At 67.4% G+C, this 6,974-nt stretch carries 9 protein-coding genes and 1 pseudogene; 8 read left to right on the top strand and 2 right to left on the bottom strand.

The genetic code is table 11. The annotated features are described in order from the left end of the window. The 8 genes and pseudogenes from AC5QAH_RS20945 to AC5QAH_RS20910 all read left to right on the top strand — a co-directional run. A pseudogene (locus AC5QAH_RS20945) lies at window positions 1-159 on the top strand (IS110 family transposase); the annotation flags it as partial. Window positions 160-420: 261 nt separating this feature from the next. Then, window positions 421-1,038: a LemA family protein gene (locus tag AC5QAH_RS20940; RefSeq protein ID WP_019336335.1), complete on the top strand. Its 618-nt coding sequence runs from the start codon at window positions 421-423 to the stop codon at window positions 1,036-1,038. A 3-nt stretch (window positions 1,039-1,041) separates the two neighbouring features. Continuing rightward, a complete protein-coding gene (locus tag AC5QAH_RS20935; protein ID WP_241877334.1) occupies window positions 1,042-1,929 on the top strand; it encodes a TPM domain-containing protein in 888 nt (295 codons plus the stop codon). Then, window positions 1,929-2,423: a TPM domain-containing protein gene (locus AC5QAH_RS20930; protein ID WP_012479191.1), complete on the top strand. Its 495-nt coding sequence runs from the start codon at window positions 1,929-1,931 to the stop codon at window positions 2,421-2,423. The genes AC5QAH_RS20935 and AC5QAH_RS20930 overlap by 1 nt, the downstream gene beginning before the upstream one ends. A 51-nt stretch (window positions 2,424-2,474) precedes the next feature. Further along, window positions 2,475-3,362, top strand: coding sequence for a prolipoprotein diacylglyceryl transferase (lgt, locus tag AC5QAH_RS20925; protein ID WP_049411645.1), 888 nt, complete (start codon window positions 2,475-2,477; stop codon window positions 3,360-3,362). Next, the gene (locus AC5QAH_RS20920) at window positions 3,359-4,153 is read left to right on the top strand and encodes a thymidylate synthase (RefSeq protein ID WP_012479193.1); all 795 of its coding nucleotides are present in this window, start codon (window positions 3,359-3,361) and stop codon (window positions 4,151-4,153) included. The genes lgt and AC5QAH_RS20920 overlap by 4 nt, the downstream gene beginning before the upstream one ends. After that, window positions 4,150-4,713, top strand: a complete 564-nt coding sequence (locus AC5QAH_RS20915; protein WP_224328990.1) for a hypothetical protein — start codon at window positions 4,150-4,152, stop codon at window positions 4,711-4,713. Before AC5QAH_RS20920 ends, AC5QAH_RS20915 begins: the two co-directional genes overlap by 4 nt. Before the next feature lie 13 nt (window positions 4,714-4,726). Beyond that, entirely contained in the window at window positions 4,727-5,218 is a 492-nt protein-coding gene (locus AC5QAH_RS20910) for a dihydrofolate reductase (protein ID WP_043398081.1), read from the top strand. A gap of 88 nt (window positions 5,219-5,306) precedes the next feature. On the opposite strand, the gene AC5QAH_RS20905 is transcribed toward AC5QAH_RS20910, so the two are convergent. Both AC5QAH_RS20905 and AC5QAH_RS20900 read right to left on the bottom strand, forming a co-directional pair. Further along, window positions 5,307-5,951, bottom strand: coding sequence for a DUF1287 domain-containing protein (locus tag AC5QAH_RS20905; protein WP_313310837.1), 645 nt, complete (start codon window positions 5,949-5,951; stop codon window positions 5,307-5,309). After that, complete coding sequence (locus tag AC5QAH_RS20900; protein WP_197576556.1) at window positions 5,948-6,970, bottom strand: symmetrical bis(5'-nucleosyl)-tetraphosphatase; 1,023 nt, start codon at window positions 6,968-6,970, stop codon at window positions 5,948-5,950. Before AC5QAH_RS20900 ends, AC5QAH_RS20905 begins: the two co-directional genes overlap by 4 nt. Between the last annotated feature and the right edge of the window lie 4 nt (window positions 6,971-6,974).

Below are 6,974 nucleotides of genomic sequence, written 5' to 3'. Positions count from 1 at the left end.
TCGGCCATGCGACATGAGCCACGATTACGGGACTTTTACCGGTCGCTGCGGGCCCGCGGCAAGGAAGGAAAAGTAGCCATCGTGGCGGTGATGAGGAAGATGCTGGTGATTCTCAACGCTCGCGTGCGTGACGCTCAAGGCGGATCGATCCCCGCCTGAAGCCAACCTAACCGCGCGTGCCCCAAAAGGCTGCCGGCCAGCGGCCGGCACTACCGTGTGCGACTGTCGGCGGGGCCAAGGCCCATCTCTCAACACAGTTGCTACATGGACGTATTCACGGCGTCCCCCAGCCAACCCACCCTCCCGGCCGACCCCGATAGCGCTTCCTCGCCAACCACCGCGGAGGGGGCGGCGCCCGATGGCCGGTCTTTCACCCGAACCATGGCATGCTCGGCGCCAAGCCCACCCGGAACCTCCGCCATGCGCCTGTTCACCCGTGTCCTGCCCCTGATGCTGTTGGCCTCCCTGCTGTCCGGCTGTGGCTACAACGCCATCCAGCAGAAGGATGAAGCGGTCAAGGCCAGCTGGTCGGAGGTCATCAACCAGTACAAGCGCCGCGCCGACCTGGTGCCCAACCTGGTGCAGACCGTGAAGGGCTTCGCCAGCCAGGAAGAGCGCGTGCTGACCGAAGTGACCAACGCCCGTTCGCGTGTCGGCCAGATCAATGTCAACGCCGATGACGAAGCCTCGCTCAAGCAGTTCCAGCAGGCCCAGGGCGAACTGGGCAGCGCGCTGTCGCGGCTGCTGGTGGTCACCGAGAACTATCCGCAGCTGAAGTCCGACCAGAACTTCCGCGACCTGCAGGCCCAGCTGGAAGGCACCGAGAACCGGGTCACCGTCGCGCGTGGCCGTTACATCCAGCAGGTGCAGGACTACAACACCTACATCCGCTCGTTCCCGCAGGTGATCACCGCCAAGCTCTTCGGCTACAAGACCAAGCCGAACTTCACCGTGGACAACGAAGCGCAGATCTCCAACGCGCCGGCGGTTGATTTCGGCAACGCGCCGCAGCAGCCGGCGCCGCAGCCGGGCCACTGACCAATGCGCCTGGCCACTGCGCTGCTGGCTCTGCTGCTGTGGCTGCCGCTGGCGTCGCAGGCGCAGCAGCTGGCGCCGGTTCCGGCGCTGGATTCGCCCGTGGTCGATACCACCGGCACGCTGGATGCCGCGCAGAAGCAGGCACTGGTGCAGCAGGCGATGGAACTGCAGCAGCGCAAGGGCAGCCAGCTGCAGGTGCTGGTGGTGCCCACCACCCAGCCGGAAGACATCGCGCAGTACACCACGCGCGTCTTCGACCAGTGGCAGATTGGCCGCAAGGGCGTGGATGACGGCGTGCTGCTGGTAGTGGCCAAGGACGACCGGCGCGTGCGCATCGAGCCGGGCTACGGCCTGGAAGGTGCGATTCCCGATGCCATCGCCAACCGGGTCATCCAGGAATACCTGGTGCCGCGCTTCCGCAGCGGCGACTACGCCGGTGGCATCACCGATGCCACGGCGGTGCTGGTCAAGCTGATCGATGGCGAAACGCTGCCGGCACCGGTCAGCGGCCATCGTGGGCGGGAACCCGGCGGTGGCGGCGATACCTGGTTCCTGGCGCTGTTCATCGGCGTGTTCGCTGGCAGCATCCTGCGCGGCGTGTTCTCGCGCGTGCCGCGCCCGCTGCGTGGCCTGCTCGGCGGTGCCGGTGCGGCGCTGGCGGCGTTCCTGTTCACGTCCACGCTGCTGGCCAGTGGCCTGGCGGGCATCGTGGGCCTGATCGTGGCCATGCTCTCAGGACACCCGGGCCGCTTTGCCGGTGGTGGTGGCTGGGGCGGTGGCAGCTGGGGCGGGGGCGGCGGCTTCGGTGGCGGTGGAGGATTTGGCGGTGGCGGCGGCTGGGGAGGCGGTGGTGGCCGCTCCGGTGGTGGCGGTGCTTCGGGGGGCTGGTGATGATCCAACGACTGTGTCGTCATGTGTTTTCGCCGTCGGTACGGCGCGCGTTCCCGCCGGCCACGCTGCAGGCGATCACCGAGGCCATCGCGGCCGGTGAGCAGCGCCACGGCGGGCAGGTGATGTTCGCGGTGGAAGCGGACCTTCCGCTGGCCGCGCTGTGGCACAGGGTTACCCCGCGGCAGGCCGCCGAGCATGCGTTTGCCCGCCTGCGCACCTGGGATACCACCCACAACAATGGCGTGCTGATCTACCTGCTGCTGGCTGACCACGCCATCGAGATCGTCGCCGACCGTGGCCTGCACGGCCGGGTCAGCCCGGCGCAGTGGCAGCGGGTCTGCACCCACCTGCGCGAGGGCCTGCGTGGTTCCCATCCGGTGGAAGCGCTGCAGGATGCCATCGACGAGGTCTCCAGCCTGATCGAAGGGCACTTTCCGGCCTCGACGCGGTCGAACGATGACGCGTTGCCGAACTCGCCCCAGCTCCTTGGTTGAGCCGGGGCGGCACTGGCCCGAGAATAGGCGTTCAACCGCAAGGCACCTTCCATGATCTATTTCCACGACATCGACCCCATCGCCCTCTCGCTGGGGCCGATCAAGGTGCACTGGTACGGCATCATGTACCTGCTCGGCTTCACCGCGGCCTGGCTGCTGGGCCGCAAGCGCATCGCCGCCGGTCGCCTGCCGGGCGTCGATGCCAACGGCTTCTCCGACCTGCTGTTCTACGCCATGCTCGGCGTGGTGCTGGGCGGGCGCATCGGCTACATGCTGTTCTACGCGCTGGGCGATTTCCTGCACAACCCGCTGCTGCTGTTCAAGGTCTGGGATGGCGGCATGAGCTTCCACGGCGGCCTGCTGGGCGTCCTGGGTGCCTGCTGGTGGTGGTCGCGCAAGCACGCGCTGCACTTCTTCGACACCATGGATTTCATGGCGCCGCTGGTGCCGCTGGGCCTGGGCTTCGGCCGCATCGGCAACTTCATCGGCGCCGAGCTGTGGGGCAAGTACACCGACGGCACGTGGGGCGTGGTGTTCCCGTCCGGCCTGCCGGCGCCGCTGAACCAGCTGGACCACGCGACCCTGCAGACGCAGTTCGCGACCGGTGCGCTGAACCAGTTCGCGCGTCATCCGTCGCAGCTGTATGAAGCGTTCCTGGAAGGCCTGGTGATGTTCGTGGTGCTGTGGGCCGTGTCGGCCAAGCCGCGCCACCGTTACCTGGTCGGCGGCCTGTTCGCGCTGATGTACGGCCTGTTCCGCTTCGCCGTGGAGTTCGTGCGCATGCCCGACAACGGTGTCTACGTGGCCTTCGACTGGCTGACCCGCGGCCAGATCCTCAGCCTGCCGCTGATCGCCTTCGGCCTGGTGCTGCTGGTGATGTCGCGCCGCGCGCCGGTACTGCAGCCGCAGCTGCCGGTGGCTGCCGAGGGCAAGGCATGAAGGCTTACCTGGACCTGCTCTCGCACGTGCTCGAGCACGGCGCCGAGAAGAGCGACCGCACCGGCACCGGTACCCGCAGCGTGTTCGGCTGGCAGATGCGTTTCAACCTGGCCGACGGCTTCCCGCTGGTCACCACCAAGAAACTGCACCTGCGCTCGATCATCCATGAGCTGCTGTGGTTCCTGAAGGGCGACACCAACATCGGCTACCTGAAGGACAACCAGGTGCGGATCTGGGACGAGTGGGCCGACGAGAACGGCGACCTCGGCCCGGTCTATGGCAAGCAGTGGCGCAGCTGGGCCACCGCCGATGGTCGCGAGATCGACCAGATGCAGTGGCTGGTGGACGAGATCAAGCGCAACCCCGATTCGCGCCGGCTGGTGGTCAGCGCCTGGAACGTAGGCGAGCTATCGCAGATGGCGCTGATGCCGTGCCACAACCTGTTCCAGTTCTATGTGGTGGACGGCAAGCTCAGCTGCCAGCTCTACCAGCGCAGCGGCGACATCTTCCTCGGCGTGCCGTTCAACATCGCCAGCTACGCGCTGCTGACCCACATGGTGGCGCAGGCCACCGGCCTGGGCGTGGGTGATTTCGTGCATACGCTGGGCGATGCGCACCTGTATTCGAACCACTTCGAGCAGGCGCGCGAGCAGCTGTCGCGTGAACCGCGCGCGCTGCCGAAGCTGTGGTTGAACCCGGAGGTGACCGACCTGTTCGGCTTCCAGTTCGACGACATCCGCATCGACGGCTACGATCCGCACCCGGCGATCAAGGCGCCGGTGGCGGTATGAGTTCCCGATTGATTTCCAGCGGCCTGCTGGCGCTGTGCGGCATGTTGCCGCTGGCCATGGTGCAGGCCGGACCGGCCGATGCGCTGTCGTTGGCCCGGCAGGTCAATGAGCAGATCGTGCACAAGCACATGCGCGAGGAAGTGCAGGCGTTCGCTGGGGCGTTCAACGGCAGCACGATGATGCCCCAGGATGTGCCGGAAGGCTGCCGGGCGCAGATGCGTGAGGCGGTAACCGGCATGTACACGGCGATGACCGAGCACCTGAAGGCGGGTGTCGAGGATCCGGCCTATCAGCGCATGCTCGAGCAGCAGCTTGCCACCGTCTATTCAAGTGACCAGTTGCAGGCATTTCTGGCACGTCGTGCCAGCACCGACACTGCTGCGTTGTCGGCAGACATCCTGTCAGGACCGGGCCTGAAGGATATCGAAGAGGCGCAGAAGCAGAAGATCCTCGATGGCCTGGATGAGCAGTCCACATCCAGCCCCGAGCTGGCAGCGGCGCTGCAGGCTGCCAGTGCCGCCAACGCTGCCTGCGAACGCCTGCAGATCGACGCCAGCTGAGGAGGTGGTAGCAATGAAGCTGTCGATGATCGTGGCGCTGGATCGCAACCGTGGCATCGGCCAAGGCAATGCCATGCCCTGGCACCTGCCAGATGATTTCAAGCACTTCAAGGCGCTCACCCTGGGCAAGCCGATCCTGATGGGGCGCAAGACGGCCGAGTCGATCGGCCGCGTGCTGCCGGGGCGGACCAACCTGGTGCTGACCCGCAGCGGCCAGGTGCCGTTCGAGGGCATGCGCGCGGTAGCGTCGCTGGATGAGGCGAAGACGATTGCCGAACGCGAGGGCGCCAGCGAGCTGTGCATCATCGGCGGCGGCGAGATCTTCCACCAGCTGCTGGACCAGGCCAGTGACCTGTACCTGACCTGGGTGGATGCCGAAGTCCCCGCCGATACCCATTTCCCCGAGGTGGATGCGCAGGACTGGCGGGAAGTGAGCAGCGAGCCGCACCCGGCCGACGAACGCCATGCCCACGCGTTCCGCTTCGTGCACTACGTGCGCCGCTGAAGATGGTTTCCTGTAGAGCCGAGCCATGCTCGGCTGCTGTTGCCGGACACATCCCGTAGCCGAGCATGGCTCGGCTCTACAGGATTGCCTACGGCATCCGGTAATGCCCGATGATGGCGTGCTGGAACAGCAGATTCTCTTCGCGCGTGCCGCGCGCGATGTTGTGCAGCACCAGCGGCGTGCCGTTGGCCAGCCTGCGGTCGGAGACGATGCCCACGTGCAGCAGGCCGTTGCCGTTGAGCTTCCAGGCGACGATGTCGCCGGCCGCGTAGTCGGCGGCGAGGGCCGTGATCGGCTGCTGCCAGCCCTGCCGTTCGAACCAGCGCATCAGGTTCGGTACGCGGCGATGATCGATGTTGCGATCCGGTCGTGACAGGCCCCAGATCGCCGGATAGGCACTGAAGTTGCCGCGCATGTCCTCATGCACGCGGGCCTGCAGGTCCACGTCCAGGCTGCGCAGCGCGCGCACCACCACGTCGGTGCACACGCCGCGATCAACCGGGACGTCTCCACCGGGATAGGCCAGCACCTGATAGGCAGGGTCGTAGCGGGTGGTGACGCCGATCTGCGCGCGCGCTGCAGCCACCAGTGGCGGCGAAGGCGCCTGCGGTTGCGATGGCGTGTGGCCGACGTTTCCGCCGCCGGTGGGGGACGGGGCCGAAGTTGGCTGGCAGCCGCTGGCCAGGGCCAGCGTCAGCAGCACCATCCATGGTGCCCAGCCGCGCCGCGTCATGCCTGCGGCGGAGGACTGCTGTTGCCGGGGCCCGCGGAGCCACCACCACCGCCACCACGGCGACGACGACGGCGCGGGCCGCGATTGCCCGGGGTGGCGGCCGGAGCGTTACCGCCGCCCTGTTCCTTGCCCTGCGCCGACGCAGCCGGGCGCTCGTGCGCCGGGCGCGCGGGCGGGCGGGCGTTGGGCACGGGGGCGGGTACATCGCGGCCTGGCACCTGCACCACGCGCAGTTCATCGGTATCGAGCTGGATCGCGGTGAGCTTGCCGCCCCAGACCGCGCCGGTGTCGATGGCGTGCACGCCCTGGGTGATGGTCAGGCCCAGCGCCGACCAGTGGCCGCAGACCACCTTCAGGTCGCGCTCGACCCGGCCCGGCACTTCGAACCAGGGATACAGCCCCTGTTCCTGCGTGCCCGGCGTGCCCTTGTCCTCGATGCCGATGCGTCCGCGCGGGGTGCAGTAGCGCATGCGGGTGAGCACGTTGATGATCGCGCGCGAGCGGTCGTAGCCGGACAGGTTGGGGGCCCAGCTCGGCTTGTCGCCGTACATGTTGCGGAACAACTTGCGGTAGCCGGCGCCGTGCAACTGTGCCTCGACTTCAGCCGCATGCTTCTCGGCCATCTGCGTGGTCCACTTCGGCGCCAGGCCGGCGTGTACCATCATCCAGCCCAGTTCGCGGTCCACGTGCACCAGCTTCTGCAGGCGCAGCCAGTCCAGCAGTTCGTCGCGGTCCTCGGCCTGCACGATGCGCAGCAGGTCCGGGTTGACCTTGCGCTGTTCCTCTTCGGTGCGGGCACCGACGGCCAGCAGCGAAAGGTCATGGTTGCCCAGCACCACCACGCTGTGCTCGCGCAGCGAATGCACCAGCCGCAGCGTTTCCAGCGACTGGCCCCCCCGGTTCACCAGGTCGCCGCAGAACCACAGGGTGTCCTGCGCCGGGTCGAAACGGATCTTTTCCAGCAGTCGCTGGGTGACGTCATAGCAGCCCTGCAGGTCGCCGATCGCCCACACACTCATCGTT

The sequence above is a fragment of the Stenotrophomonas sp. YJH_SMC_43 genome (genome assembly GCF_059372535.1).
Note: the sequence above shows the minus strand (reverse complement) of the source record. Positions and strands in the feature narration are given on the sequence as shown.